The sequence below is a fragment of the Bacillus luti genome, from assembly GCF_009739945.1.
Lineage (GTDB): Bacteria > Bacillota > Bacilli > Bacillales > Bacillaceae_G > Bacillus_A > Bacillus_A luti.
The window spans coordinates 1,003,077-1,028,092 of sequence record NZ_CP040336.1 but is presented as its reverse complement, the minus strand read 5'-3'; the positions used below and the strand labels follow the sequence as shown (position 1 = coordinate 1,028,092).

Here is a 25,016-nt window from a genome sequence, read left to right as displayed (position 1 = left end):
AATTTACCTTTTAAAAAATATTTTTTCATCCAACCCGCTTAATGGAATAGACGAGAACATCCATCCCATGAAATGAAGTTGTTTTTTCATAACTAAGCCCTGTTTTTCTAGCAACAAATATTGAAGCAGGATGGTTCGGGTTAATAAGAGAAATTAATCTATTTATTCGCAATGCTTGGAAACCATAATCTCGAAATGCTGCCGCTGCTTCTTTCGCATATCCTTTTCCCCAATACTGCGGAAGTAACCAATACCCAATTTCAATTTCCTCTTTTCCATCTATATTCTGCTTTACTAACCCTGCATGACCAATTCGTATTCCTGTTTCCTTTTCAATCAGTACGAATAAACCGAGACCACTTTTATAACTAGGAATCACCCACTCCTCCAAACTTTTTTTACATTGCGTATACGTTTTTAACGCCCCATTTCCAATATAGCGCATTACCTTTTCATTCCCCCATAGTGAAGCATAGAACTGCAAATCATCCATTGTATATTTACGAAATTGTAAGCGATCTGTATGGAACATTTTTAAACTCCTTCCCAACGTTATGTTCTTTATTACACGATCATATTTTGCATGTATACTAAATGTTACTATTTATTATAAATGAATCAGCCGCAAAGTGCAGAATATTCATTCTTTAAGAAAAATAAAAAAAGCAGTAGACAAATATTATCTACTGCATCCATATCATAACTAGCATAAAGAAAACTACAATTGAGGGGGGGGTAGGATTTTCAAATACACTAGATACTTATCCCGTTCTAACGGGCGGTAAACTTTCCAATTATATGAAAGTGAAAAGTTTACCGCACATAAGAACTTTTGTGGTCATTAAGAGAGCACTGTTAAGTAATCAAATACACGCTGTGCTTTTTCTCCACCCATTCGTGCATGCTGAAGAAGGGAAATACCATGTGGACCAGATGCACGTAATGCTTCTGGTTGTGCTACTAAAATAGCTTGTACAACTTCTAATTCTCCCAGCATAGCTGCTGCAAAAATATCCATTCGAGCACCCTTTTCTAGTAAATAAAGAGCAATATCTTTACGACCTACATGTGCCGCTGCTCCTAACGCACTTTCCCAATCTGATCCGCCCCAATTGTAAGCGGCATGCAGTAAGCTTGGCGATTCAACCAACAATTCTTGTACTTTCTCTAAATCTCCGTGGGCTGCCATAACAAATTCCCTTACTAACTCAGTGGTAATACGTTCTTCGATTCGCATCTTACTCCTCCTTTTTTAGAGATTCGTTTCGGTGTGAAAAATGGCTTGTCGCTTCCTTGAAAAATATCTACATCTATGCCAAATACACGTTGAAACATTTCATGACATAGTACTTCTTCTGGTACACCGTCATACTGAAGTTTTCCTCGCTTTAATACGAGTAAGCGATCGCTATATTGAGCCGCTTGGTTAATATCATGTAAAACCATTACAATTGTCATCCCAAACTCCTCATTTAATCGTTTCACAAGTTCCATTACTTCTAACTGATGAACGATATCTAAAAAGGTTGTTGGCTCATCCAATAATAAGACATTTGTACGTTGTGCTAGCGTCATTGCAATCCAGGCACGTTGTCTTTCTCCTCCCGATAAAGATTGTAAAAGGCGATATTCATACCCTTCAAGATTTGTAACAGACAATGCCCAATCAACAATTTCTTCATCTTCTTTATTTAAGCGGCTACTCCATGATTTATGGGGACCTCTTCCGAATTCAATTAGTTCTTTCACTGTTAAATCTAATTGATGATCATGCATTTGTGGTAACATCGCTAATTGCTTCGCTACATCGGCACTTTTCATCGTATGAATACTTTTTCCATCTAAAATGATATCCCCTTCGCTTTGTTTAAGTAGTCTTGCCATTAAACGAAGCAAAGTAGATTTCCCCGATCCATTCGGTCCAATTAAACTAACGATTTCACCAGCTTTAATATGTACATTCATATTTTGCATTTGAAATCTTTCGGAATGTGCGTAAAATACTTTTTCAACGGAAATCACGTTGTTTGCCTCCTCTATGAATTAAATATAAGAAGAACGGACCGCCCAAGAAAGATAATAAAATACCAACAGGCAATTCGATTGGATCGAACCAACTTCGAGCTATCGCATCTGCGAAAACAAGTAATATCCCACCACCAAGACATGACAATGGTAGCAAATATCTATAATCATTTCCGACTAATAAACGTAGCATATGCGGTACAACAAGGCCGACAAATCCAATAAGTCCAGAAACACTAACCGCAATTCCAGCTAATAATGTACTTACTACTATTAAATAAAACCGACTTCTTTCCACGTTATAACCTAATAATTTCGCCATTTCATCTCCAAGCATTAATACCCGAATATGTTTAATACCAAAGAAGGCCAATATAATAGCGAATATTGCATAATAAATAATCATGTTTAAATGTGCCCAGCTCACGCCACCAATGCCACCCGCTAACCACGGTAACACGGATTGTACTTTGTCACTATGTAATAACATTAACGCTGACGTTGCTGCACCAATTAATGCATTAATTGACACACCTACTAAGACAATTCTTGAAGGCGGTGCCCCTTTTTGCCATGATAAAGCATAAATAATCATCGCTGTGATGAAAGCTCCTAAAAATGCTCCTAGCGGTAAAAAGGCCATATGCTGTGGAAATAGAATCATAATTACAATTGCTACAAGACCAGCTCCAGATGAAACCCCTATAATACCAGGGTCTGCAAGAGGATTTCTCATAACCCCTTGCAATAATGCACCGGATGCCGCTAAACATGTTCCTACTATAAATCCAACGAGCACTCTCGGTATACGAAGGTCCCATACAATTCGATGAACTGTCGAACTTTCATCTTGCATCCCTACCAGAATATCTCGTAAAGAGAAGGATAAACTTCCTGCGAAAAGGCCGTAAAAAAGACCTAAAATCGTTAATACAACTAAAGTAACTGCTATGATCCATCTTTTTTTCGCAAAAGGATGTTCCTTTTCCCTTACTACTTCACTGCTTTCCATACTTATCATTTCCTTACATCTTGTATACTTTTATACATAAATTCCATCGCTTCTGTAACTTTTGTTCCAGGATTAGATCCAAATAAATCAGGTGGCAAAATAACTACACGATTTTGTTTTACTGCGTCTAAATTTTTCCACGCCTCATTTTTCATCATTTCGCCTTCGAATGCTTTTTTCACACTATTTGGATCCCCATGTGTAATTAAATAAATTACATCAGGATTCGCCTCAATAATGCGTTCTACACTTAGCTGCGCATATTGCGGATATTCCTTCATTTCTGGAAAATCAGCAGCAATATTTTTTCCGCCTGTTTTTTCTAAAATATCACCTGATAAAGATGTTGGTAATGCTGCTAAATAAGTACCTGGTGCTCCATACACTAGCAATGCTTTCACATCGCTCCTTTTCTCATATTTCTTCATTTGATCATTAATTTTTTGGTTAAGTTCTTTTGATTTATCTTCTTTCTTCATTATCGTTCCGTATAATTCAATATTCTTTTGAATATCTTGTACAGAATTCGCAGAAGAAATCATTACTTTCGTTCCTTGTCCTTCAACCGTTGGAACATTCTTTTGGAACCCATTGTTAGCAATAAGTACGTCAGGCTTTAAACTAGCAATTTGCTCAAAATTCGGCTGATGTGCATTCCCGATTACTTGTACTTTCTTTATATCCTCTGGAAGAGTTATTTTTGCATCCGGACGACCTACTATTTTTCCGCCTAAAGCATGAATAATATCCATATCTCCCATACTTAATGTTGCAAAACTCTCTGGTACTTTATCGAATGTTACCTTTCTTCCTGACAGGTCGGTAACTTCGATTTTCTCTTTTCCTTTTTCTGTTTTTGTTGCAGATGATTTTTCGTCTCCTTTTGCACTGCAACCTATTAATAAGAAAAAAATAGATAAAATCGCTGTGAATAGCGCAATAGATTTTTTCATTCTTTCACCTCTAATTGATAATGATAATCATTAACTACTATTATACTTTAATTGATAAGGATTATCATTGTCAATATAAAACGCATACAGTTTCTAGAAAAAACAAAAAGCGTTACAAAAAGATTCCTTCTTTTTGTAACGCTCTATTTATCAATATTATTCACATTCGTTTCCCTCTAACTCGTCTCGCATCACTTTCACACGCTGAAAGAAAAAGAATGATGAACTTAAAAATATAACGATGCTCCCCATCATAACGAAAAATTGTATGGTTTCTTTTGCTCCATTTGGAATCAATAAGCCAACCATTAACAATGTACTTACAGCGAGAAGGATTTGTCCAAACCTTGTGTAATCTTCTATTTTGTCTTGTAATTCTTTCATTATATTCTCACTCCTCCATTTCACTGTATCATATTCTATTAAACTTAAAGACAAGTAAATACAGCCAGTGAGGGAGATGTTTTCCAAAAGAAAAAGAGTCGCTTCATTGCGACTCTTTCATATCTATTACACACCTTTATATGCTTCCATATAAATTTCTCTTAGTTCTGAAATGAGCGGTAATTTTGGGTTCGCAGTTGTACATTGATCTTCAAAAGCTCTTTCTGCTAATACTCCAACAGCACCTTCAAATTGCGCTTTATCAACCCCTTGTCCTGCAATACTCATATTAATATTCAAGCTTTTTCCAAGTACAATAATTGCTTGAACGAGTGATTCCACACCTTCTGCCGCTGAGCTTGCTGGAAGCCCCAGCATTCTCGCAATATGAGCATATCGTTCATCCGCTACAAAGTGCTCATATTTTGGGAACAATGCGTGTTTTCTTGGCTTAATAGCGTTATACCGGACTACGTGCGGCATAAGAATGGCATTTGCACGTCCGTGTGGAATATGGAATTCCGGTCCAATTTTATGTGCTAAACTGTGATTAATACCAAGGAAAGCATTTGCAAATGCCATCCCTGCGATTGCGGAAGCATTATGCATTTTTTCTCGTGCTTCTTCATCATTTCCATCTTTATATGCTCTCGGTAAATATTTAAATACGAGATCAATTGCCTTTAATGCTAATCCATCTGTATAGTCATTTGCCAGAACAGACACATACGCCTCGATTGCATGCGTTAATACGTCCATCCCAGTGTCTGCTGTTACATGAGGTGGTACTGTCATTACAAATTGCGGGTCAACAATTGCTACATCTGGTGTTAACTCATAATCCGCGAGTGGATACTTTATATTATTTTTCTTATCTGTAATAACCGCAAATGGTGTCACTTCTGATCCTGTTCCAGATGTTGTTGGAATGGCAACAAACTGCGCCTTACTTCCTAATCCCGGATATTTACATGTACGTTTTCTTATATCTAAAAACTTCTGTTTAATGCCATAAAATGTTGTTTCAGGATGCTCATAGAATAGCCACATACCTTTTGCTGCATCCATAGCTGAACCACCACCAAGCGCGATAATTACATCTGGCTGAAAACTTCTCATCATTTCCGCACCTTTAAACACAGTTTCATCTGATGGATCTGGCTCGACCTCAAAGAAAACTTCAACTTTCACATCGTTTGCATGTTTACGTAAATAGTGCGCGACTGTATCTACATATCCGTGCTCAACCATTCCTGGATCCGTTACAATAAATGCACGTGAAATGTTAGGCATATTTGCTAAATATGCTGTCGCATGTTTTTCAAAATAAATTTTTGGTGGTAATTTGAACCACTGCATATTCTTTTTTCTATTTGCCAACCTTTTTATATTTAATAAATGCGTCGCTGTTACGTTTTGAGAAACTGAGTTTTTACCGTAGGAACCACAGCCAAGCGTAAGTGATGGAATAAATCCATTATATATATCCCCTATTCCACCTTGTGATGAAGGTGCATTTACAATAAGACGGCAAGCTTTCATACGTAATCCAAATTGTTTTTGCACTTCTTTGTTTGCCGAATGAATGACTGCTGAATGGCCTAATCCACCAAGATTCAACATTTCTTCGCAATATGTAAATCCTTCTTCTAATGAGTTTGCTTTTACACAAGCTAATACTGGGCTCAGCTTCTCACGAGATAGTGGATACGCAGCTCCGATGCCTCGTATTTCAGCTACAAGCATTTTTGTATCTGCAGGTACAGTAATTCCTACTAATTCAGCAATATACTGTGCCGATTTCCCAACAATATCACTATTTACTGCACATGTATTTTCATTAATAACAAGTTTTTCTAATTTTTCTCTCTCTTCTTCTGTTACAAAGTAACAACTGTTCTCCATCATTTCTGCTTTCACACTATCATAGATTTCTTTATCGACAATGATCGCTTGTTCCGATGCACAAATCATACCGTTATCAAATGTTTTCGATAAAATTAAATCATTAACAGCTCGTTTTATATGTGCTGATTTCTCTATATAACATGGTACATTACCAGGACCTACACCTAGCGCTGGTTTTCCAGTAGAATATGCTGATTTCACCATACCAGCCCCTCCAGTTGCCAAAACAAGCGCAACACCTTCATGATTCATTAATTGTTTTGTTGCTTCGACAGAAGGTTTCTCAATCCACTGAATACAATGTTTTGGTGCCCCTGCCTTCACCGCTGCATTATATACTGTTTTCGCCGCTGCAATAGAACAGTTTTGTGCTGAAGGATGAAATGCGAAAATAATTGGATTTCTCGTTTTTATCGCGATTAATGCTTTAAACATTGTTGTCGATGTTGGATTCGTTACTGGCGTTACCCCAGCTACTACACCGACGGGCTCCGCAATTTCTATTATTTCTTCATGAGGATCTTCGTGAATAATCCCTACTGTTTTATCTTTCTTTATGCTATGCCAAATATATTCAGTAGCAAAAATATTTTTAATGCATTTATCTTCGTATACACCACGACCTGTTTCTTCAACAGCCAACTTCGCAAGTGGCATATGTTGATCAACACCTGCTAATGCCATTTCATGAACAATGTTGTCAATTTGCTCTTGTGTAAAACTTTCTAATGCTTGTAAAGCCTTCCGACCGTTATTCACTAACGTATCAATCATCTCTTTTACTTCCTGCATTTCATTTACAACTTTCTCTTTGACTACCATGTAAATTCCTCCTATTCTGCTATCCTGGACTAAATAAGACCCTATAGGTCATAATTAGTCCCGATTAGCGCAAAAAAAATAGAGTTGCTTTCCTACATGAACTTCATTGTTTGTGAAACTTTTCACAAGTTTGTTCGTGAGTAACACTTCATGAATTCAATATACATGAAATCATTTCATTTGTGTATGTCTATTTTGTGAAATTTTTCACAAAATAATTCAAAAAATGCACTGCTCTATATTAGCAGTGCATTTTTTTTATGCTAACGCTTGTGCTAAATCTTCAATTAAATCTTCGCCGTCTTCAATACCGACAGAAATTCGAATTAATGTATCTGTAATACCTAATTCTTTGCGACGATCTGCTGGGATTGATGCATGTGTCATTTGAGATGGGATAGAAATTAAACTTTCCACTGCTCCTAAACTTTCAGCCAGTGTAAAGTATTGTAATTTCTCAAGTACTTTATTTAAAGTTTCTTCGCTATCTACATCAAATGAGATAATGGCACCAAATCCATTTGCTTGTTCTGTTGCTAAGCCATGGTTTTGATGTGACTCAAGACCTGGATAATATACTTTATTTACTTTTGGATGGTTATTTAAAAACTCAGCAATTGCGCGTGAATTCGTTTCATGTTCTTCCATACGAATTCCTAATGTTTTTAAACCACGTAGTAGTAAGAAGCTATCTTGCGGGCCAAGAATGCCTCCTGTTGAGTTTTGTACAAAGTGAAGGTCTTCTGCTAATTGCGGGCTATTTACAACTACTAGACCTGCAACTACGTCACTATGACCTCCTAAATATTTTGTTGCACTGTGAAGTACAATGTCTGCTCCTAAAGAAATCGGCGACTGCCAATATGGCGTCATGAATGTATTATCAATAATTGTTAATAAATCGTTCTCTTTCGCAAGAGTAGATATTTTTTTAATATCAGTAATTTTCAGTAATGGGTTCGTTGGTGTTTCCACATAAACCGCTTTCGTATTTGGACGAATTGCTTCTGCAACTTCCTCTAAGTTTGTTGTATCTACAAATGTATGCTCAATACCGAAGCGGTTTAATACTTTCGTGATAACGCGGTACGTTCCACCATACACATCATCTGTTAAAATAACGTGGTCACCTTTTGAGAACAACATAATTGTAGCTGTAATAGCAGCCATTCCTGAACCAAATGCAAAACCAGCATGACCGTTTTCTAATACAGCAATCATTTCTTCTAAAGCTGCACGTGTTGGGTTGCCTGTACGTGAATATTCATATCCTTGATGCTTACCAACTGCTTCTTGTTTGTACGTACTCGTTTGATAAATCGGTACATTTACAGATCCAGTTGAAGGTTCTCCTATGCGAATACCATGAATTAACTTTGTCTTTGCTCTCATTTTTTATTCCCATCCTTTGTATATGTCTTTACTTAAATAGCGCTCACTACTGTCAGGAAAAATCGTTACAATATTTGTACCTGGCGCTGCTTTCTCTGCTTCAAGTAAACTCGCATGAAATGCTGCTCCTGAAGAGCTTCCAACAAGCAGTCCTTCTTTTTGCGCTAATTCCTTCACTCGTAAAAATGCATTTCGATCAGAGATTGTATGAATTGCATCAAAATAAGATGTTTTCAAAAATGGCGGAATGAATTCAAGGCCAATCCCTTCTGTTTCATGAGAACCAGCTTTACCACCATTTAAAATGGATCCTTCTGGTTCCACAATAACGGTTTTTATATCTACATTTTTTTCTTTCAAATAAGATGCAGTCCCCATGAATGTACCACCAGTTCCTGCTCCTGCAACAAATATGTTAATCTCTCCGTTAAGTGCCGACCAAAGTTCAGGACCTAGTGTTTTGAAATAAGCACGAGGGTTTGCTTCATTCGCAAACTGACTTGGAGAGTATGAATTCGGTATTTCATTTACTAATTCTTTTGCTTTTGCAATTGCACCCGTCATTCCTTGCTCAGTCGGTGTATGCACAACCGTTGCGCCTAGTGCTTTCATCAATTCTTGTTTTTCGATACTAAATTTCTCTGGTACACAAACAATGACGCGTAAATCATGTTGTAACGCTGCGAGTGCCAGTCCAATACCAGTATTTCCAGCTGTCGGTTCAATAATTGTTCCGCCCTGGGTAACAAGCCCTTTTTCTAGCGCATCTTCGATTAATTCTCTTCCTAAACGATCCTTAACGCTTCCGCCTGGGTTATAAAATTCAAGCTTTGCAAATAAACGGACCCCTTCAGGAAGTGAAAAGCGAGTAATTTCTACAATTGGTGTATGACCAATTAATTCATGAACTCCACGATATACATTCATCGTGTTCTCCCCCTTATTTGCCAATAAAGAAAAGGCAACTGTATGTATTTTCTTTATATGAGACAGTTGCCTTTTTGTTACATTACTTTAACTCTTCTAGTACTTTTACGATAAAGTTTGTAGAATGAAGAGCTGCTTGATCTAAAAATTGATCAAATGAAACATTGGATTCTTTACCAGCAATATCAGAAAGTGCACGAATGATAACAAACGGAACTTCATATTGGTGGCATACTTGTGCAACAGCTGCTGCTTCCATTTCTACTGCATAAAGATCTTCAAATTTATCACGAATGGCTGCAACACGGTTCGGATCACTCATAAATGAATCGCCTGTTGCAATCATACCTTTTACAACTTGAATATTTTCTTCTGTTTGCATGCATTTTTCAGCTAATGCAACTAATGCCTCATCAGCCTTGAATCCAGGCGGCATTCCTGGTACTTGACCATACTCATAGTTAAATGCTGTTACGTCTACGTCATGGTGACGAACTTCTGTTGAAATAACGACATCTCCAACATTTAGAGAGTGATGGAATCCACCAGCTGAACCAGTATTGATTACTTTTTCAGGCTTATATTTTTCTAATAAAATTGTCGTTGACATCGCTGCATTTACTTTACCAATACCAGACTTTAACAAGATTACTTCATGTCCCGCTAATAGTCCTTTCGTAAATTCACAACCTGCAACCGTTTCTGTTTCTGCTTGTTCTAATTTGTCACGTAAAATACGTACTTCTTCTTCCATTGCTCCAATTACAGCAATTCTCAATCTAATCCCTCTTTCTATTGCTTAGTTGCCTCCATTACCCAAACGAAATGATTTAATCTCGTAAACGTTACATGGAAGCCATTGTTTTCAAAAATAGACTGCATGATAGGAATACGTGTATAGTATTCTGTTTGCAAATCGTTCGCTAACTGATGAAAACCTCTTTGTTTTGCTGTTTCAACAGTTTTATCATATGCATCTTGATCTGCAAATATCGTATCAGCAAACACTATTTTACCACCTTTGTTTAGCAATTGACTATACTTCGCAACCGCTACATTTTTTTCATCATCTGTTAAATGATGAAATGCATAGGTGCTTACTATGGTATCAATTGAATTTGGGACTTCAAACGAAAGAAAATCACCTTCTGTAATGGAAAACTCTTTTGGCAACTTCTCTTTAGCAATCATGCGCATTTCACGTGACGGTTCTATACCGTAAACTGTGCGACCAGCAAGCAATAATTTATTTGTTAAATTGCCAGTACCAACACCAAATTCTAATACATTACCAAATGACTTGTTAACTACATCCTCTAAAATGTCCTCATAACGGGCGAAAACTTCTTTATATTGTATATCTTCACCTTGTACGAATGAGTCGTACGTATGAGCCCACTCATCAAATAAACCATTAAATTCTGTACCCATAAAAATTCCCCTTTTTCTTATCGGTTTTATCAGTATAATATGCCCTCTTTCTAAAAATGTCAATTGAAATGCACATGGTATTTCCTTCTTTTGTTTGTTACACTATAGGTGATTACATAGGAGAGGGGTCGTCTTCATGTCATTTACCTTTGAAATGTTAGAAGATAAAGTAGAATTTTTTGAAGCGGGAGACTTGGCTTCTTTAGAACGAAAAATTAGTGAACAAATCGATAATAATAAAGCACTTATGCTTGAAGTTCATCATATCTCACATCAAATGGTTATGGATCCCGAAAGCAAAAGACCGTATTATAGCGCCGTTGTTCATTTTAAGTTAAAAAAATTACGCTAACTAAAAAAAAAGAAGCTCCTAAGGAGCTTCTCTTTTTTAGTTTAGCGTTTGAACAAGTACTGGTTTCCAGCCCTCATTGTCTACCCAATCAATATTTACATAATATTTTTTACCTGATTGCTTATCTTGTACGTTGCCGTAAGCTTTATTTTTACCGTTATTTCCGATTCTATGAATAACTAATTGCTCTACCGGAACATCAATTGCAGCTGAAATCGCTTGATTCATCTCATTCCAATCTGCTGTACCTTTTTTAAACGTCATCGCAGGTGTTGCACCTTGCTCTGTACCTACTGGCTTCCAAGAAGATTTCGTATAAGCATCTGTTGCCTTTGGCTGTGTTTTTTCAGCTGTTACTTTTTCATTAGATTTAGCTTCTTCTTCAGCTTGTTTCTTTTCTTCTTCAGCTTTTAACTTCTCTTCTTCAGCCTTTTGTTTAGCTTCTGCTTGCTCTTTTTTCTTAGTAGCTTCTTTATCTTCTGATTTTCCAGATTTCTCATTCTTTGTTGTTTGCTGAGATACTTTCTTTTCAGTAGAAGTTGCTTGCTCTTTCGTATTAGGAACAAACAATTGATATGCTACAATAGCTACTAACAGTAACACAATAGCAATTGCAATATTTAAAACACCGTTTTGACGACGTTTTTGTTGTTTCTGTTGGAATCTAGATCCTCCTGCCATTCTTCAAACCTCCATGCAGTTTTTCATACTTGCTATTGTAACATTAAATCTAGAAAGGTTGAACATTTACAATAATATTTTCATGAAATGAAAACATTTTACTATAAATTGCAAGATTACTTTTCATTCTCTAATCGATAGATTTCCTCTACAATATCTTTAAAAACAGGTGTAACTTTATTTACATTACTATCAGTTTCTATATCAACGACAACTAAAGCATATCTTGGGTGTTCATATGGAAAATAACCTGCAAACCAGCGATTCACTTTCGTTCCCTTTCCTGTTTGTGCTGTCCCAGATTTTCCAGCGACACTTAATGGTAACGACCTGAATGCTGCTCCTGTTCCTTTTCCCGCCGTTACAACACTCCTTAATAACTCCTGTAATGTTTTCACTGTTTCATACGAAAGCTGTTTTCCATTTAATGTATGGTTTTCAAATGTAAAAAAATCCGTTCCATTTTTATACACTATTTTCTCAACAGCTTTCACTTCCATCTTTTCTCCGTTTCTAGCAATCGTCGCCATCATATTTGCAATCGCTAAAGGTGATATACGTACATCTTTCTGTCCAATTGCTGTTTGTGCTATCGCTTTATTACTATTCTTATTTACTTCACTCCGCCAAATAGTAGCACCTTTCTCCTCAGGCATTTGCTCAAAATGCGCTGTATGAAACACTGAACCTTTCCATCCAACCTTTTCAGCGCCCCCTAAAGCCGCTACGTAAGTTTCTAGCACCTCCCTATCCTTTTGCATTAGCTCATTACCTAACTCTGAAAATGTCCTATTACAGCTTCTAGCAAAGCTCTCTTTAAAACTAATTGTGCCCATCATAACTTGTGGACGGTTTTCACCATATAAATCTTTATCACAATTGAATGTGCGGTTAAACACATTCACATTTTGATCAATCACTGCTGCTGCAACTACTGTTTTAAAAACAGAGCCCGGAAAATGTGGTGTTAACATTTGATTCTCAAGTGTAGTCTTATATAAATTTTTGTCTTTCATCTGTACAGATGGTTTGCTGACCATCGCCAAAATTTCATTCTTCTTTACATCAAGTAATACTAATCCCCCCTTCTTTATTTCACTTTCTTCAATTGCCTCTTCTGCTTTTTGCTGCAATTCTTTATGTAACGTAGTTTGAATCGTAACTGGATAAAATGGATTTCCAGGTGAAGTATATTTTGCTTGTTTTCCAAAAATCGGTTCTCCTTGTCGATCCACTTGATACAATACTTTTGCCTCTCCATCAGTCAATAGAAATTCATCAAATGATTGCTGTAATCCAGAAATACCGATTGGCATTTGCTTTGAAATTTTTTTCACTTCTCCGTATCGCTTTTGAAATTCTTGTTCATTCTCTCCCACATCGCCAATTAAATGATTCATCGCTCCAGTTTGCTTTAATCGAACTTCGGCTGCTACAACACCTAATACATTTAATTGATTCACCTTTTCCATGTGCTCTTGTGTCAATCGAAATGGACCAGTTCCTCTTTGCAATACAAAGGCATTTTTCTTATCTTTCATTTGATTTTCGATCTCTTGTCTCGACAAACCAATGATATGCGCAATTTTCTCTAACATGCCATTTTTTATTTGTAAAAATGGAAAAATAATTAATACCGGATACTTTTCCTCATCTATTTCCTTACCGTTCTGATATATAAAACGCCCTCTTCCATCATCTATCGTAATAGATTGCGTCCGTTGCGTAACACTTTTTTCAATTAAATTAATCTTGCGATCTGTAAATGATTCTGTATCTATAATTTGTATTTGAATTAAACGACAAAGTAATAAAAACATAACACATATAAAACAAATTAATACAATTGTAATTCTCCGTTTTATTTTCATAAAAAACACCTCGTCTATTGTAGTTTAGACGAGGTACCATTTTATTTATACAAGCTACAAAACAAAAATACATATTACATAAGCTGTTATTGCTTCTTTGGCTGCTCTAGAAATTTCATAAGAAGCGATTTAAATTCTGCTTCATTCACCCCAGTGTTTTTGGCAACTTCAATTACAGTAGTGGTTACGTTAGCCGCTACTTTTAAATATTCCTCACTTAAATTATTCATTTCACTTCTTTTTTCTTTAGCATTCTCGACTGTTACAGAATCAATACAAGCAATCATTTTATCTACAATTTGTAAGTAATTATTTTCTGCATCTATTATTTTTTGAATATCATCTTTATTACTTACTTTCGATTGTTTCAAATATGTATATGCTTGATTTACTTCATTCTTTAAAATTTTATCATTATTCTTCGCCTGTTCTTGCAACATATTCTTCATGTCATCTATTGTTTTTTGGTCCATTGAGTCTCGCAATAAATAATCTGGATTCCCAATCGCATAATCATACTTAATTGTTACATTTTGAAATATTTTCATCACAATAGCTAATTGATATGCTACATCAAAATCATCAAATTCCTTTTTATCTTGTGGATTTTCTACGCTTTTTGAACCCTCAGTTGCTCTAGTATCCTTTTTTTCTTCTTGCTTTATTTTTTCGCCCTTTGATGATGTAGTTTCCTCATTCGTTCCACATGCAACGAGCCCTAATATAGATATACTACAAACCAGCCCTGTAAAGATTTTATGTTTCATAATTAGCCCCTTTTCCCTATTAAAACCTATAGTCCCTAATTATGATATCAAAGCTTAAAGTATTTTTTTGACATTTCCTGTCGAATCATTCGAATGTCCATACATTTTTCCATTCTACAGATAAAATAAAAAAAGATTCTCCCGAGGGAGAATCTTTTTTTATTTTACAGAGATAATCTCTACTTGCATTTCTCCACCTGGTGTTTGAATTGCTACTTTTTCACCAATTTGCTTACCTAATAAGCTTTTTGCGATTGGAGAATCGTTAGAAATTCTTCCTTCAAATGGGTCTGCTTCTGCGCTACCTACGATTGTGTAAGATTCTTCATCTCCACCTGGTAATTCTTTAAATGTTACTGTTTTACCTAATGTAACAACAGTAGATTCTTCGCCGTTATCTGTGATGATAACTGCGTTACGAATCATGTTTTCTAATTGTGTAATACGTCCTTCTACGAACGCTTGCTCATCTTTCGCCGCATCGTACTCAGAGTTCTCAGAAAGATCTCCGAAGCTACGTGCAATCTTAATGCGCTCTACAACCTCTTTACGTTTTACCGTTTTTAAATCCTCAAGTTCGTTCTCTAGCTTTTGCTTACCCTCTTGCGTCATAGGGTATGTTTTTTCTGTTGCCATATTTTCCACTCCTTTTATATACCAATCCCCCGAAAAAAGAGGAGTTCCATATGAAAACTCCCCCGCTTATATGTAGAGCGGAGGTTTCTAGCACGCCTGCACTAGCGGAGTTGTCACATACAACCCCGTATTTCCAATTCTTCTTTATATAAAGAAGATATGTATGGAAAGTTGATATAAATATGCCCTCACCTATATATAGATGAGGTTGCATGTTTCATTGTATTCGATAGGAAGGGAAAAAATCCCTTCCTATCGTATATCTTTTACTATGCTATTACAAATTTACTTTTTGTTCAAGAATTGTTGCAATTTTTGTCACCATAATATCAATTGCAACGTGGTTTTGTCCACCTTCAGGAATAATAATATCCGCAAATTTCTTAGAAGGCTCAATAAATTGATTGTGCATTGGACGTACAACATTTACGTATTGATCAATAACTGAATCCATCGTACGACCACGCTCTTTAATGTCGCGCTGCATGCGGCGTAAGATACGAAGGTCCGCATCTGTATCAACAAATAGCTTAATGTCCATTAACTCACAAAGACGTGGGTCTTCTAAAATAAGAATTCCTTCTAAAATGATTACATCTTTCGGCTCAACTGGAATGACTTCTTCTGAACGCGTATGCAATGTATAGTCATATACAGGCTTATCAATTTGCTCATATGCAAGCAACTGCTGCAAATGTTCAATTAACAGATCATTATCAAACGCAAGCGGATGATCATAATTTGTTTTTAAACGCTCTTCCATTGGTAAATGGCTTTGATCTTTGTAATAATAATCTTGCTCTAAGATTAAAATAGAATGACCTTTAAAATGGTCAAAAATCGCTTTCGTTACACTCGTTTTACCTGATCCCGAACCACCAGCAATTCCAATTACAACAGGCTTATTCGTCCCCATTCGACTATCACTCTTTCTTATTGAAGTATGCTTTTGCGCATCATATTATTCACATACACTGGTTGATCCACTTTGAATTTCACGATTTGCAACGGATGTCTCGCTGCATCTAATTCGTTTCCATCCTCATCCCAAATTTTCTCCACCGTTTGCGTAAAGTTTTCTATTTCTGGTCCAAAGAACTCCACTTCATGTCCTGGTTTGAAATGATTACGTTGCTCAATCGTTACGATGCCCGTTTCTTCATTATAATCTAACACTAAACCAGCAAAATCATACGTTGTTTTCTTACTATGATTTCCAAACATTTGCTCTTGATGTCCTGGAACCCCTTCAAAGAATGCAGGAGCTGTATCACGGTTTGCACATTTATCAAGCTCATCTAACCATTCTTGTTTAAACTCAAAGTTATCTGGATCCGCACAATACGCATCAATTACTTTGCGATATACAGTTGCTACAGTCGCTACATAATGGATTGATTTCATACGTCCTTCAACCTTTAAGCTATCAATTCCAATTTCAATCATTTTCGGTATTGATAAAATTAAATTTAAATCTTTTGGACTCATTGCAAAATGAGCATCTTCTTCTTGGAATAGAGGCAGCTCTTTTGCATCTTTATGTTGTGATACTGTTTGAACTAAATCGTAGTCCCAGCGACAAGACTGACAACAACCACCACGGTTAGAGTCACGCGCTGTCATATGGTTACTTAATGTACATCTTCCTGAATAAGCGATACACATTGCACCATGGACGAATGCTTCAATTTCAATATCCACTTTTTCTTTAATTTCTTTCATTTCTTCATAGCTTGCTTCACGAGCTAATACAAGACGATGTAAACCTTCTTCTTTCCAATACTGTGCTGCTTTCCAGTTGGATAGTGATTGCTGTGTACTTAAATGCACCTCAACAGAAGGCGCTACACGTTTACACGTCTCAATAATAAGCGGATCGGCAACGATAATTCCCGTTACGCCAGCTTTTTCAATCCCTTTTAAATATTCCTCTAGCCCGTCCATATTCTCATTATGTGCAAAGATATTTGTCGTTACATATATTTTTGCTCCATATTTCTTTGCAAATTCAACGCCTTCTGCCATTTCTTCCAGCGTAAAGTTACCTGCATTCGAACGAAGACCAAATTCTTGTCCACCTAAATATACAGCATCTGCCCCGTAATGGATAGCTACTTTTAATTTTTCTAAATTACCCGCGGGGATTAACAGTTCAGGTTTCTTCACAATAACGCGTTTGCCATCGATCACTCGTGAAATTTCTTGTACAGTCATGTCCTACACCCTCCTCGTTTAGTAAACCGTTTCTTTAAAGAAGAATCCTGTATCTAACGGACGATTTACTGGTTGCATTTCTTCTATCTCTTTATATAAGTCGTCTTTCACGTCATAATACGCATCACGATCTTCTACACATAAATCAATTGCTTTACGATATTTTTTCGTTACTTCGATAATGTATTCAGAACTTTTTAGTACACCGTCGATTTTAAAGCTATCTACTTCACCATCGATTAGTTCTTCTAATTCATCGATGAAACAAATATCATTTGGGCTCATAATATGAGTACCATTTTCATCTTCATAAATTGGATATTTATTGTTACGCTCTGGATCATATAAGAACATATTCTCTTCATATTTTTTCTTTTCAATGTCAAGATTACGTCCTTGATACTCAAAGTAGTTTCCTACTAGTGAACGCTTCGATTGGAACATGCAAGTCATACCGTGAATTTGTACTTCAAGCTCCACTTCAGCATTTTCTTTTAATTCAACAATTTCATCTAAGCTAAGCTCACGAGCTAATACAGCACGTTTTGCTCCTCTTTGTCCCCAGTAGTTACAAGTAAACCAGTTTGTTGCTGTCGTTTCTGTATTCCAGTGCAACTGCATATTTGGCGCTACTTCGCGAACGGCCATTAATACCGCTGGATCTCCGAAAACAATCGCATCTACATTTACTTCGTTTAAAAATGCAACATAATCTGTTAACTCTTCTACTTTATCGTTGTGGAACATAGCATTCATTGCTACGTATACTTTCACACCATTTTCATGCGCAATATGAACAGCTTGTTTTACGTCTTCACGTGCAAATTCCCCTGCTAAACGTAAACCAAACTTTTGCTCACCGATCATTACCGCATCTGCCCCTGCTTTCGCAAGAGGTTCGATATCCGCCAATGTTTTTGGCGTTACTAACAATTCAGGTTTCTTCATACCTCGGTCACCCTCTCTTTTTACTAACAGCTACTCCATCACCAATTGGGAAAATCGTTGTATCATATCCTTCATGGTTCATAAGCCATTCATTGTACGTCTTAATACGACGGATTAAACCACGTGTACGTCTGTTTTCAATCTTCTCTTTAGTCGTTACAAGTCCATGATACATAACATTATCTGAAATAATTACGCCACCAGGATTTAATAACGGTTCATATAAGTCAAAAAAGCGACGATATTGTCCTTTTGCTGCATCAATAAAAATAACGTCAAATGTTCCGTGTTCTTTTACTTGTTCGCCCGTTTCTAACGCATCACCGTATATAACTGAAATACGTTCTTTTACTGGGGAACGCTCTATATATTCAAGTGCTTTTTCATATCGTTCACGATTGCGCTCAACTGTCACAATACGTGAATTTGGAATAGCTTGCATCATACGAATACTAGAATAGCCAATTGCCGTACCAAGCTCTAAAATGCTTTTCGGTCCAATTAAACGTAAAAATTGCAGCATAAATTCCATTCCAAGTCGATCCATAATCGGCACATGATTTTCTGTTGCATATTCTTCCATTTCCAGAATTAATTTATCTTTCGGATCAATAAATGATAATAGGTACTCGTTAACTGCATCCTCCATAAATGGTCCTCCTTATTTACATGGAGAAGTGCCTCTATGACGTCTTTTCACACATAGAATGCAATAAAAATACAAGCCAGCTTCACCCTTAGCTTGTACGTCCCGTTTTGATATTAAAAACGATTCTTCTGCCAGTTTTTAACCCGATATATTTTACCACAAAAAAGAGGGATGTGCGACCTTTTTCGCTATCCCTCCCCATTTCACTGTTTTTTCGTAATATATTTTTGCTTTAATGCATTATGCTCTTCTAATGTTTTCGCATAATACACTTCACCACTTGGTGCAGCTAAGAAATAATAATAATCTGTTTGCGCCGGTTCTAATGCTGCTTCTACTGAATGTTTACCAGAGTTTGCAATTGGTCCCACTGGCAATCCTTTCACAACATACGTATTGTACGGTGAGTTTACTTTTAAATCTTCGTATAATACACGTTGCTTATGCTTTCCAAGTGCGTATAATACCGTTGGATCCGTTTGAAGCGGCATCCCTTTTGCTAAACGATTATAGAACACACTGGATATCTTTTGACGATCTGTAAAACCAGTTGCCTCTTCCTCAATAAGGGAAGATAATGTTAAAAGCTGATGAACATCCCAGTTCTTCGCTTTCATTTTCCCCTCGTTTTGAACAATGATTGCATTCGTTTTCTCAAGCATCGGAATTACAACTTCCTCTAGCGTCGTATCTTTCTTATAGAAAGAATATGTCGCAGGGTATAAATACCCTTCTAACGGGTATTTAATATTGCTATCAAAGATTTTATCCGTTAATAACTTCGGATACTTTTGCTGCATTTTTTGAATAAATGCTTTATCGTTTAATTGACGTACAACATCATCTTTATTCCACTTTAATTCGCTTGCAACCGCTTCTGCAATTTCAGTTACTTGCGCCCCTTCTTTTATCGTCACTTTATAAAGAGCTGGACGATGTACATTACCAGATGACATTTGTTCAATAACATCTGTAACACTCATTGAAGGATTCAACAAATATGTACCAGCTTGTAAATTTTTTGATTTAGCCTTTGTATAAAAACTAAAAACTGTACCGTTTTTCACAGCACCTTTTTCTTCTAAAATCTCACCAATCTTACTAGTAGATGATCCCTTTGGAATTTCTACTTCAATCTCTTTTTTATTCCCGCTATCAACTGGTCCTAATGCCGATGAAATATACGCATAGACTGAACCACAAACTAAAAGCAGTGCAATAATCGAAAATAAAAAAATGCGTCTACGCTTCTTTTTCACTTGATTCTCTACCAAAACTCTTCCTCCTTATTCAATTGTAGGCCATATGTACATCTTTCTATACAACACGATGAAAAATCACAATAAACTTACCTATCATTTTTGACAGATACTTTATTTTTCTACAATCCGTCTCATTATACTACAAAGGATTACGCAGTTTCGACAAAAAATCTTTCATTTTACATATAAAAAAAGATGGACGATATATCGTCCACCTTTTCAGTACTTATTATTCAGCTTCTTGCTCATCAGCTAGAGTGTTGAACATTTCTTGTACCATTTCCCACTCTTCTTCAGATTCGATTGGAAGTAAACTTCCGCCCTCTTCTTCATTTTGCTCATAAGCCATTGCATCATAAATTTGATCTCCATCTTCGTCTACTTCACCGATTGGAGAGAAGACTACGTATGATTTTTTGCCAAATTTTTCAGCATCAAAAGTGAAAATAATTTCACATAAATGTTCGTTACCTTTTTCGTCTACAATTGTAATTTGATTTTCTTCCATTTTGGTCACCTCTTATTTACTATCTAAAAATCCTTGTAAGATTACGACTGCAGCCATCTTATCGATTACTTGCTTTCGCTTCTTACGGCTTACATCAGCTGAAATGAGCAGACGTTCCGCTGCCATCGTTGACAAACGCTCGTCCCACATTACAACGTCTAATTGTAACAGCTCTCGTAGGTTTTCTGCAAATTGCTGGCACGCTTCACCACGTGGGCCAATTGTACCATTCATATTTTTAGGTAAACCTACTACTATTTTGTCCACATTGTACTGCTTTACTAACTCAGAAATACGGTCAAAACCAAAGTGACCTCGTTCTTCGTTAATCTTGATTGTTTCCAGTCCTTGTGCAGTCCAGCCCATTTCGTCGCTCATTGCAACTCCGACTGTTTTTGTACCTACATCTAAACCTAATATCCGCATAAACTACTCCTCACGATGATGTTTCAAGTAAGACTTCACAAGCTCTTCGATTAACTCATCACGCTCAAGCTTGCGAATGATGCTTCGAGCATCTTTATGGCGAGGTATGTATGCTGGATCTCCACTTAATAAATAACCGACGATTTGGTTAATCGGATTATAACCTTTTTCTTGAAGTGCATCATACACAGTTAAAAGTACATCGTTTACATGGACACTCTGTTTTTCATCTTGAATGCTAAACTTCATTGTTTTATCAAAACCGTCCATTTCAAGCACCTCACTTATATAGTAAGTATAGGGAGAAGAACTTCTCCTCTCCCTACCATTGTACACTACTATCTCTTTATTTTGAAACAGATTTAACGTACTCTTGTACAAATGCTAAAGCTTCTTCAACTTGAGCTGGGTTTTTACCGCCTGCTTGCGCCATATCAGGACGGCCGCCACCGCCACCGCCGCAACGAGAAGCTACTTCTTTCACAAGCTTACCAGCATGGTAACCTTGACTAATTAAGTCTTTTGTTACACCTGCTAGAATGTTTACTTTATCGTCATTTACAGAAGCTAATACGACAACTGCTGACTCTAATTTATTTTTCAGGTCATCCATCATTGTACGTAAGTTGTTCATATCTGCAACGTTTACTTTCGCCGCTAATACGTTCACGCCATCAACTGTCATTACTGAATCCGTTAAGTTTCCAGCTTCGATATTGCTTAATTTCGCAGCAAGAGATTCGTTTTCTTTTTGCAGTTGTTTCACTTCAGCAAATAGACCATCAACTCTTGTTAAAATATCTTTCGGATTTGTTTTCATTTTTCCAGCTGCTTCTTTTAATAAGCCTACTTGATCGTTCATTAATTCGTATGCAGACTTACCAGTTACTGCCTCAATACGACGAGTTCCTGCACCGATACCAGACTCAGCAACGATTTTGAAAATACCGATAGAAGCTGTGTTATCAACGTGACAACCACCACAAAGCTCTAAGCTGTAATCGCCAACTTGTACAACGCGTACAACATCACCGTATTTTTCACCGAATAATGCCATTGCGCCCATTTCTTTCGCTTCTTCAATTGCTTTTTGAGAAATCTCAACATCAATACTTTCCCAAATTTTCTCGTTTACAATACGCTCAATTTTTTCTAATTCGTCAGCTTGTACTTGACCGAAGTGAGAGAAGTCAAAGCGTAGGCGTTCAGAAGTTACAAGAGAACCCGCTTGGTTAACGTGCATTCCAAGTACATCTTTTAATGCTTGGTGTAGTAAATGAGTTGCTGTATGGTTTTTCACAACGCTACTACGATTCTTTGTATCAATAACAGCTTTCACAGCCGCGTCTTTCGTTAATGTACCTTCTTCCACAACTACTTTGTGTAAGTTTTGACCATTTGGTGCTTTTTGTACGTCTTTTACAAGCACTTTCACGCCATCAGCAAGAAGGTAACCACGGTCTGCAATTTGTCCACCGCTCTCAGCATAGAATGGTGTTACATCAAGCATTAATTGTCCTTCTTCACCAGCTTGTAAGCTGTCTGTGTATTCACCGTTTTTCACAAGTGCAACAACATTACTTTCTGTTGCAACTGTACCGTAACCAACGAATTCACTTGCTACTTTAACTTCCCCAAGGACACCACCTTGAACTTGCATAGAATCAACGTCTTGACGAGCAGCACGTGCGCGCTCACGTTGTTTTTCCATTTCGCTTTCAAAACCTGCTTGATCCACTGTCATTCCAGCTTCTTCTGCATATTCTTCTGTTAATTCAATAGGGAAACCGTATGTGTCGTATAGACGGAATGCATCTACTCCAGAAATAACAGTTGTTTTTTCTTCTTTTGCTTTCGCAATAACTTCAGCTAAAATTGCTTCACCATCATGAAGTGTTTCATGGAAACGCTCTTCTTCATTTTTCACAACTTTTTCGATGAAATCTTTCTTTTCAAGTACTTCCGGATAGAAGTCTTTCATTACTTCTCCAACAACCGATACTAATTCAAACATGAATGGACGGTTGATGTTTAATTTCTTCGAGTAACGAACCGCGCGGCGTAATAAACGACGTAATACATAACCACGGCCTTCGTTAGATGGAAGAGCACCGTCACCAACAGCGAATGTTACTGTACGGATATGGTCAGCAATTACTTTAAACGCCATATCTTTTTCTAAGTCACCATTACGATACTTCTCACCCGAGATTGTTTCTGTTGCACCAATCATTGGCATGAATAAGTCTGTGTCAAAGTTTGTAGGCACATCTTGAACGATAGATGTCATACGCTCTAGACCCATCCCTGTATCGATGTTTTTCTTAGGAAGTGGTGTATATGAACCGTCTGGATTATGATTAAATTGAGAGAATACAAGGTTCCATACTTCTAAGTAACGCTCGTTTTCTCCGCCCGGATATAGTTCTGGATCACTAAAGTCATTACCGTAAGCTTCTCCGCGATCATAGAAAATCTCTGTATTCGGTCCACTTGGTCCTTCACCGATATCCCAGAAGTTTTCTTCTAAACGGATAATGCGCTCTTTCGGAACACCCATTTTCTCATTCCAAATTGTGAATGCCTCATCATCTTCTGGATGGATTGTAACTGATAATAACTCCTTATCGAATCCGATCCATTTGTCGCTCGTTAAGAATTCCCAAGCCCAAGTAATTGCTTCTTCTTTAAAGTAATCACCGATTGAGAAGTTCCCTAACATTTCAAAGAATGTATGGTGACGAGCTGTTTTTCCTACGTTTTCAATATCGTTTGTACGAATTGATTTTTGAGCATTTGTAATACGTGGATTTTGCGGGATTACGCGTCCATCAAAATATTTTTTAATGTTGCTACACCACTGTTAATCCAAAGAAGAGATGGATCTTCGTGTGGAACTAGTGATGCACTAGGTTCTACTGCATGTCCTTTTTCTTGGAAAAAGTCTAAAAACATTTGACGAATTTGAGCGCCTGTTAGTTGTTTCATTGTATTTTCCTCCTTAAATATAAAAAACTCCCGCCCCTATAAAAGGGACGAGAGTTAACTCGCGATACCACCCTAATTATGAATTGATTACGATACGAATCAATTCATCACCTCATGGTGCCGTAACGTGGCAAGACGGCAGTGATTAGCTGCTCTCAGGATTAGCTTTCTGTTACCCTTCATTTAAAGCTTCTTTCAGCCATATGGAAGCTTCTCTCTATAAATGGACTGTAACGTACTTGTTCCGTCATTGATTTAATGTATTATATGACTAAATATAATAGAATTCTCTTAAGTTTGTCAATGTGGATAATCATTTATATTATATCAATCGCTTATTAATCATAGCTATTCTACTATTCATTCTTAACAGCCTTTTCATATATTATGCATTCATTAACAAATTGCACTACTTCTATAAACTTTTCTGAATATTATATTTTTGTTATAATTAAATTATCAATAATAAAGGAGCGATTATAATGACAACCTTGTTGAATAAAGCTAAAAATATGTTAACGAATGACGAAACGATATTATTGTACACTGCATGTTCATTAGATATATTTATTTATCGTTCCGTCGCAAGACCAGGACTATTAATTTTAACGAATAAACGGCTCTTCTTTTACGGACCAGATGTAAGTAAGAACCCATTATTTGAAGAGTACTCTTTCGCAAAGATTTCTAATCTAAAAGAGCAGAAGCGTCTTTTCAGTAATCAAATTGTATTTATGTATGATAATGAATGGAAAAGAATAAAACATATTCAAACAAATGATGTGAGCTCACTCGTTCAAAAAATATACGAACAGCTCTCTAAATAAATATATCATTAGCCCTCTATTCCATAAATAGAG

At 36.7% G+C, this 25,016-nt stretch carries 25 protein-coding genes, 1 pseudogene and 1 other annotated feature; of the genes and pseudogenes, 2 read left to right on the top strand and 24 right to left on the bottom strand.

The window, feature by feature from the left end; translation table 11 throughout:
* Window positions 1-25 precede the first annotated feature (25 nt).
* The 11 genes from EUC40_RS05265 to EUC40_RS05215 form a co-directional block, all read right to left on the bottom strand.
* A complete protein-coding gene (locus EUC40_RS05265) occupies window positions 26-604 on the bottom strand; it encodes a GNAT family N-acetyltransferase (protein WP_167520163.1) in 579 nt (192 codons plus the stop codon).
* A gap of 237 nt (window positions 605-841) precedes the next feature.
* A complete protein-coding gene (locus tag EUC40_RS05260) occupies window positions 842-1,237 on the bottom strand; it encodes an ankyrin repeat domain-containing protein (RefSeq protein ID WP_156573973.1) in 396 nt (131 codons plus the stop codon).
* Entirely contained in the window at window positions 1,204-2,022 is an 819-nt protein-coding gene (locus EUC40_RS05255) for an ABC transporter ATP-binding protein (protein WP_156573971.1), read from the bottom strand. Before EUC40_RS05255 ends, EUC40_RS05260 begins: the two co-directional genes overlap by 34 nt.
* Window positions 2,009-3,037, bottom strand: a complete 1,029-nt coding sequence (locus EUC40_RS05250) for a FecCD family ABC transporter permease (RefSeq protein WP_000445958.1) — start codon at window positions 3,035-3,037, stop codon at window positions 2,009-2,011. The genes EUC40_RS05255 and EUC40_RS05250 overlap by 14 nt, the downstream gene beginning before the upstream one ends.
* A 5-nt stretch (window positions 3,038-3,042) precedes the next feature.
* Window positions 3,043-3,990 carry an ABC transporter substrate-binding protein gene (locus tag EUC40_RS05245; RefSeq protein ID WP_156573969.1) on the bottom strand — a complete coding sequence of 316 codons (948 nt, stop codon included), beginning with the start codon at window positions 3,988-3,990 and terminating at the stop codon, window positions 3,043-3,045.
* 156 nt (window positions 3,991-4,146) lie between these two features.
* Window positions 4,147-4,374 carry a YrhC family protein gene (locus EUC40_RS05240; RefSeq protein WP_156573966.1) on the bottom strand — a complete coding sequence of 76 codons (228 nt, stop codon included), beginning with the start codon at window positions 4,372-4,374 and terminating at the stop codon, window positions 4,147-4,149.
* Window positions 4,375-4,500: 126 nt separating this feature from the next.
* Complete coding sequence (gene adhE, locus EUC40_RS05235; RefSeq protein WP_156573964.1) at window positions 4,501-7,104, bottom strand: bifunctional acetaldehyde-CoA/alcohol dehydrogenase; 2,604 nt, start codon at window positions 7,102-7,104, stop codon at window positions 4,501-4,503.
* A gap of 258 nt (window positions 7,105-7,362) precedes the next feature.
* Window positions 7,363-8,496 (bottom strand): bifunctional cystathionine gamma-lyase/homocysteine desulfhydrase, encoded by a 1,134-nt coding sequence (locus EUC40_RS05230; RefSeq protein WP_071712934.1) that lies wholly within the window; start codon window positions 8,494-8,496, stop codon window positions 7,363-7,365.
* A gap of 3 nt (window positions 8,497-8,499) precedes the next feature.
* Window positions 8,500-9,423 carry an O-acetylserine dependent cystathionine beta-synthase gene (locus EUC40_RS05225; protein WP_001103872.1) on the bottom strand — a complete coding sequence of 308 codons (924 nt, stop codon included), beginning with the start codon at window positions 9,421-9,423 and terminating at the stop codon, window positions 8,500-8,502.
* A gap of 82 nt (window positions 9,424-9,505) precedes the next feature.
* A complete protein-coding gene (gene mtnN / locus EUC40_RS05220; protein ID WP_071712933.1) occupies window positions 9,506-10,201 on the bottom strand; it encodes a 5'-methylthioadenosine/S-adenosylhomocysteine nucleosidase in 696 nt (231 codons plus the stop codon).
* A 14-nt stretch (window positions 10,202-10,215) separates the two neighbouring features.
* Window positions 10,216-10,854, bottom strand: coding sequence for a class I SAM-dependent DNA methyltransferase (locus EUC40_RS05215; protein ID WP_071712932.1), 639 nt, complete (start codon window positions 10,852-10,854; stop codon window positions 10,216-10,218).
* A 136-nt stretch (window positions 10,855-10,990) separates the two neighbouring features.
* Between EUC40_RS05215 and EUC40_RS05210 the strand changes: the two genes are divergently transcribed.
* Window positions 10,991-11,206 (top strand): YrzA family protein, encoded by a 216-nt coding sequence (locus EUC40_RS05210; RefSeq protein ID WP_000010984.1) that lies wholly within the window; start codon window positions 10,991-10,993, stop codon window positions 11,204-11,206.
* Window positions 11,207-11,242: 36 nt separating this feature from the next.
* On the opposite strand, the gene EUC40_RS05205 is transcribed toward EUC40_RS05210, so the two are convergent.
* The 13 genes and pseudogenes from EUC40_RS05205 to alaS all read right to left on the bottom strand — a co-directional run bounded on the left by EUC40_RS05205 (window position 11,243) and on the right by alaS (window position 24,156).
* Complete coding sequence (locus EUC40_RS05205) at window positions 11,243-11,887, bottom strand: YrrS family protein (RefSeq protein ID WP_156573962.1); 645 nt, start codon at window positions 11,885-11,887, stop codon at window positions 11,243-11,245.
* A gap of 116 nt (window positions 11,888-12,003) precedes the next feature.
* On the bottom strand, window positions 12,004-13,758 hold the full coding sequence (locus EUC40_RS05200) for a peptidoglycan D,D-transpeptidase FtsI family protein (RefSeq protein WP_156573960.1): 1,755 nt from the start codon (window positions 13,756-13,758) through the stop codon (window positions 12,004-12,006).
* Between the two features lie 86 nt (window positions 13,759-13,844).
* Window positions 13,845-14,525: a hypothetical protein gene (locus tag EUC40_RS05195; protein WP_156573958.1), complete on the bottom strand. Its 681-nt coding sequence runs from the start codon at window positions 14,523-14,525 to the stop codon at window positions 13,845-13,847.
* 159 nt (window positions 14,526-14,684) lie between these two features.
* The gene (gene greA / locus EUC40_RS05190) at window positions 14,685-15,161 is read right to left on the bottom strand and encodes a transcription elongation factor GreA (RefSeq protein WP_000179964.1); all 477 of its coding nucleotides are present in this window, start codon (window positions 15,159-15,161) and stop codon (window positions 14,685-14,687) included.
* Between the two features lie 277 nt (window positions 15,162-15,438).
* Window positions 15,439-16,077, bottom strand: a complete 639-nt coding sequence (gene udk, locus EUC40_RS05185) for a uridine kinase (protein ID WP_000537081.1) — start codon at window positions 16,075-16,077, stop codon at window positions 15,439-15,441.
* A 17-nt stretch (window positions 16,078-16,094) separates the two neighbouring features.
* Entirely contained in the window at window positions 16,095-17,375 is a 1,281-nt protein-coding gene (locus EUC40_RS05180; protein ID WP_000217969.1) for a peptidase U32 family protein, read from the bottom strand.
* An 18-nt stretch (window positions 17,376-17,393) separates the two neighbouring features.
* Window positions 17,394-18,323 (bottom strand): peptidase U32 family protein, encoded by a 930-nt coding sequence (locus EUC40_RS05175; RefSeq protein WP_071712928.1) that lies wholly within the window; start codon window positions 18,321-18,323, stop codon window positions 17,394-17,396.
* 7 nt (window positions 18,324-18,330) lie between these two features.
* Window positions 18,331-18,972, bottom strand: a complete 642-nt coding sequence (locus tag EUC40_RS05170; RefSeq protein ID WP_000389100.1) for an O-methyltransferase — start codon at window positions 18,970-18,972, stop codon at window positions 18,331-18,333.
* 203 nt (window positions 18,973-19,175) lie between these two features.
* Entirely contained in the window at window positions 19,176-20,246 is a 1,071-nt protein-coding gene (mltG, locus tag EUC40_RS05165; protein WP_156573956.1) for an endolytic transglycosylase MltG, read from the bottom strand.
* A 217-nt stretch (window positions 20,247-20,463) separates the two neighbouring features.
* A complete protein-coding gene (locus EUC40_RS05160) occupies window positions 20,464-20,742 on the bottom strand; it encodes a DUF1292 domain-containing protein (RefSeq protein ID WP_000392246.1) in 279 nt (92 codons plus the stop codon).
* Window positions 20,743-20,754: 12 nt separating this feature from the next.
* Complete coding sequence (gene ruvX / locus EUC40_RS05155; RefSeq protein WP_001221202.1) at window positions 20,755-21,168, bottom strand: Holliday junction resolvase RuvX; 414 nt, start codon at window positions 21,166-21,168, stop codon at window positions 20,755-20,757.
* Window positions 21,169-21,171: 3 nt separating this feature from the next.
* Window positions 21,172-21,438, bottom strand: a complete 267-nt coding sequence (locus EUC40_RS05150; RefSeq protein ID WP_000348590.1) for an IreB family regulatory phosphoprotein — start codon at window positions 21,436-21,438, stop codon at window positions 21,172-21,174.
* 76 nt (window positions 21,439-21,514) lie between these two features.
* Window positions 21,515-24,156 (bottom strand): annotated as a pseudogene (alaS, locus tag EUC40_RS05145) (alanine--tRNA ligase).
* Window positions 24,157-24,196: 40 nt separating this feature from the next.
* Window positions 24,197-24,416, bottom strand: a binding site (T-box leader).
* 222 nt (window positions 24,417-24,638) lie between these two features.
* Here alaS and EUC40_RS05140 point away from each other — a divergent pair.
* Complete coding sequence (locus tag EUC40_RS05140) at window positions 24,639-24,983, top strand: PH domain-containing protein (RefSeq protein ID WP_156573954.1); 345 nt, start codon at window positions 24,639-24,641, stop codon at window positions 24,981-24,983.
* The last annotated feature ends 33 nt before the right edge of the window (window positions 24,984-25,016 follow it).

Coding starts and splice junctions, on each gene's coding strand:
- EUC40_RS05230 (WP_071712934.1), bottom strand. CDS start 8,496: ATGAGAGCAAAGACAAAGTTAATTCATGGTATTCGCATAGGAGAACCT.
- EUC40_RS05240 (WP_156573966.1), bottom strand. CDS start 4,374: ATGAAAGAATTACAAGACAAAATAGAAGATTACACAAGGTTTGGACAA.
- adhE (WP_156573964.1), bottom strand. CDS start 7,104: ATGGTAGTCAAAGAGAAAGTTGTAAATGAAATGCAGGAAGTAAAAGAG.
- EUC40_RS05250 (WP_000445958.1), bottom strand. CDS start 3,037: ATGGAAAGCAGTGAAGTAGTAAGGGAAAAGGAACATCCTTTTGCGAAA.
- ruvX (WP_001221202.1), bottom strand. CDS start 21,168: ATGCGGATATTAGGTTTAGATGTAGGTACAAAAACAGTCGGAGTTGCA.
- EUC40_RS05170 (WP_000389100.1), bottom strand. CDS start 18,972: ATGGAGGATGCAGTTAACGAGTACCTATTATCATTTATTGATCCGAAA.
- EUC40_RS05175 (WP_071712928.1), bottom strand. CDS start 18,323: ATGAAGAAACCTGAATTGTTAGTAACGCCAAAAACATTGGCGGATATC.
- greA (WP_000179964.1), bottom strand. CDS start 15,161: ATGGCAACAGAAAAAACATACCCTATGACGCAAGAGGGTAAGCAAAAG.
- EUC40_RS05245 (WP_156573969.1), bottom strand. CDS start 3,990: ATGAAAAAATCTATTGCGCTATTCACAGCGATTTTATCTATTTTTTTC.
- EUC40_RS05205 (WP_156573962.1), bottom strand. CDS start 11,887: ATGGCAGGAGGATCTAGATTCCAACAGAAACAACAAAAACGTCGTCAA.
- udk (WP_000537081.1), bottom strand. CDS start 16,077: ATGGGGACGAATAAGCCTGTTGTAATTGGAATTGCTGGTGGTTCGGGA.
- EUC40_RS05210 (WP_000010984.1), top strand. CDS start 10,991: ATGTCATTTACCTTTGAAATGTTAGAAGATAAAGTAGAATTTTTTGAA.
- EUC40_RS05180 (WP_000217969.1), bottom strand. CDS start 17,375: ATGACTGTACAAGAAATTTCACGAGTGATCGATGGCAAACGCGTTATT.
- EUC40_RS05150 (WP_000348590.1), bottom strand. CDS start 21,438: ATGGACGGTTTTGATAAAACAATGAAGTTTAGCATTCAAGATGAAAAA.
- EUC40_RS05225 (WP_001103872.1), bottom strand. CDS start 9,423: ATGAATGTATATCGTGGAGTTCATGAATTAATTGGTCATACACCAATT.
- EUC40_RS05215 (WP_071712932.1), bottom strand. CDS start 10,854: ATGGGTACAGAATTTAATGGTTTATTTGATGAGTGGGCTCATACGTAC.
- EUC40_RS05195 (WP_156573958.1), bottom strand. CDS start 14,525: ATGAAACATAAAATCTTTACAGGGCTGGTTTGTAGTATATCTATATTA.
- EUC40_RS05260 (WP_156573973.1), bottom strand. CDS start 1,237: ATGCGAATCGAAGAACGTATTACCACTGAGTTAGTAAGGGAATTTGTT.
- EUC40_RS05160 (WP_000392246.1), bottom strand. CDS start 20,742: ATGGAAGAAAATCAAATTACAATTGTAGACGAAAAAGGTAACGAACAT.
- EUC40_RS05200 (WP_156573960.1), bottom strand. CDS start 13,758: ATGAAAATAAAACGGAGAATTACAATTGTATTAATTTGTTTTATATGT.
- EUC40_RS05140 (WP_156573954.1), top strand. CDS start 24,639: ATGACAACCTTGTTGAATAAAGCTAAAAATATGTTAACGAATGACGAA.